Source organism: Polaromonas sp. P3_C2, assembly GCF_056402675.1.
In genome coordinates this window covers 1-2,402 of record NZ_JBFUGX010000624.1, presented here as the reverse complement: position 1 = coordinate 2,402, position 2,402 = coordinate 1, and the positions used below count along the sequence as shown (strand labels likewise).

The 2,402-nt window shown below is 64.7% G+C and carries 3 protein-coding genes; all 3 read left to right on the top strand.

Annotated elements, in window-relative coordinates; all coding sequences use genetic code 11:
• Nucleotides 1–589: SMP-30/gluconolactonase/LRE family protein (locus AC1DWI_RS19910; RefSeq protein WP_477725545.1), on the top strand; the 589-nt coding region annotated here is incomplete at its 5' end.
• A gap of 82 nt (nt 590–671) precedes the next feature.
• Nucleotides 672–1,793: a glycolate oxidase subunit GlcE gene (glcE, locus tag AC1DWI_RS19905; protein ID WP_477670294.1), complete on the top strand. Its 1,122-nt coding sequence runs from the start codon at nt 672–674 to the stop codon at nt 1,791–1,793.
• A gap of 3 nt (nt 1,794–1,796) precedes the next feature.
• Nucleotides 1,797–2,402 (top strand): YoaK family protein (locus tag AC1DWI_RS19900; protein ID WP_477725544.1); only part of this gene is annotated, 606 nt, incomplete at its 3' end.

The window sequence follows — 2,402 nt, the reverse complement described above, 5'->3', positions numbered from 1 at the left end:
CTTCTGGGCCGGCACGATGTATGAACCACGGGACAAGTCCGTGGCCGAGCTTTTTTCCATCGACTGCCGCAACAGCCTTGTGCCTGCGGTGGAGCGCAAGGCAGGCGGCGCCATCATTGCCAATGGCCTGGCCTGGTCGCCGGACGCCGCAACCGTGTACTGGACGGATACCCCCACGCACACCACACATGCCTGGGACTGGGATGCCGACAGCAACGCCATGGCGAACCGCCGCGTGTTCCACCAATGGCCCGGCAAGCCTGCCGGCTGGCAGTTCGGCATGCCCGGTTATGGCGGGCGGCCCGACGGCGCAGCGGTGGACATCCAGGGCAACTACTGGGTGGCCATGTTTGAAGGTGCACGCCTTCTCAAGCTGTCACCGGCAGGAGAGTTGCTGGCCGAAATTCCCGTGCCCGCGCAGTGCCCGACCATGCCGTGTTTTGGCGGTGACGACCTGCAAACGCTTTACGTCACCACGGCACGCTACAACCGCCCGGCGGCCGAACTGCAGGCTTATCCCGAGTCCGGTTGCGTGTTTTCGATGCGGGTGGATGTGCCCGGCTTGCCGGTGAACTTTTTCGAGGACTGAGCTTCGCCCTCTGAAAAAACCGAACAGGCGGCATGCAAAAAGATCAACTCCCCAGGCGCGATACCCACGTACCATCCCAGCCATGCCTTCAGATACCGATGATGTGATGGAGTCCCTGACCGGGCGGATACGCACTGCCGCTGCCGCCGGCACGCCGCTGCGTATTCGGGGTGGCGGCACCAAGGACTTTTACGGCCAATCCCTGGAAGGTGACATCCTCGACATGACGCCATACGCGGGTGTCATCAGCTACGAACCGAGTGAACTGGTCGTGACTGCGCGCGCCGGCACGCCGCTGGCCGAACTCGAGGCCTTGCTGGCGGCCCAGGGCCAGTGCCTGCCCTTCGAGCCGCCCCGTTTTGACGGTTCAGGGGCAAAAGCCACCGTGGGCGGCATGGTTGCCAGCGGCCTGAGCGGGCCAGCACGCGCCAGCGTGGGCGCGGTGCGTGATTACATGTTGGGCCTCAAGCTCATCAACGGGCGTGGCGAACTGCTCACGTTCGGCGGGCAGGTCATGAAAAATGTGGCGGGTTATGACGTCTCCCGGCTCATGGTGGGTGCCCTGGGTACCTTGGGCGTGCTCACTGAAGTGAGCCTCAAGGTGCTGCCGGTAGCGCCTGCCGAGGCCACCCTGCGCTTTGAATGCAGCCAGGCGCAGGCGCTTGACTGGCTGAATGCCTGGGGCGGCCGGCCCTTGCCGCTCAATGCGAGCTGCTGGTCTGAAGAGGCCGGCATCGGTACGCTCTGTCTGCGATTGCGCGGCGCTGTCGCCGCCGTCGAAGCCGCCTGCAAGGTGCTGGGCGGCGAGAAACAAGGCAGCGCCGAAGCTGCCGGCTATTGGCAGGACTGTCGCAACCAGCAGCACCCGTGGTTCCGGGCACGCCAGGTCGACCAGGACTTGTGGCGGCTGTCCTTGCCGCAAACGGCCCATGTTCCGGATTTGCCCGACTCGCCGCTGGTGGAATGGCATGGCGCCCAGCGATGGGTACGGGCAGGCGCGGGGCAAGCACAGGCATTGCGTGCGGCCGCTGCACAGGCTGGCGGGCATGCTACTCTTTTTATAGCTGCCGGCGCAATACCAGCAGGTTCTACAGCCCGATTTGATGCATTAAAGCCGCCATTGGACCGGATCCACCGGGACCTCAAGCGCGAGTTCGATCCCGCCGGAATCCTTAACCGCGGCCGCATGGCGGCGGGCTGGTAATTCATGCGCCGCCTGCGCCATCTCACCGGGCAGCACCGCACGCCCACCATCAACCGCCTGCTCGGCGGCGTGCTTGCGTTCAATGCCGGGGCTGTCAACGCCGGGGGCTTCCTGCTGGTCAGCATGTACACCTCGCACATGACGGGGTTTGTCTCGATCGTGGCCGACAACCTCATCCTTGGGAACCTGACACTGGTGCTGGGTGCGGTGGGCGCCTTGCTGGCCTTCACCCTGGGTGCGGCAGTGACGGCCGTGCTGGTCAATTGGGCGCGCCACCGGCACCTTCGCAGTGAGTTCGCCCTGCCGCTGTTGCTCGAGTCCGTTCTTTTGCTGGTCTTCGGCCTGCTTGGCGCAACGCTGAACCGGCAGACGCCGTTCGCCGTGCCCCTGACCGTGCTGGTGCTGGCCTTCACCATGGGCCTGCAAAACGCGCTGGTCAGCAAAATCTCGTCCTCCCAGATCCGCACCACGCACATGACCGGCGTCATCACCGACCTTGGCATCGAGCTCGGCAAGATGTTTTACTGGAACCGTACCGCCAGCTCCATCGAGTCCCGTGTGCGTGCCAACCGCATCAAGGTACGGCTCTTGGGCAGCTGGCTGGCCATG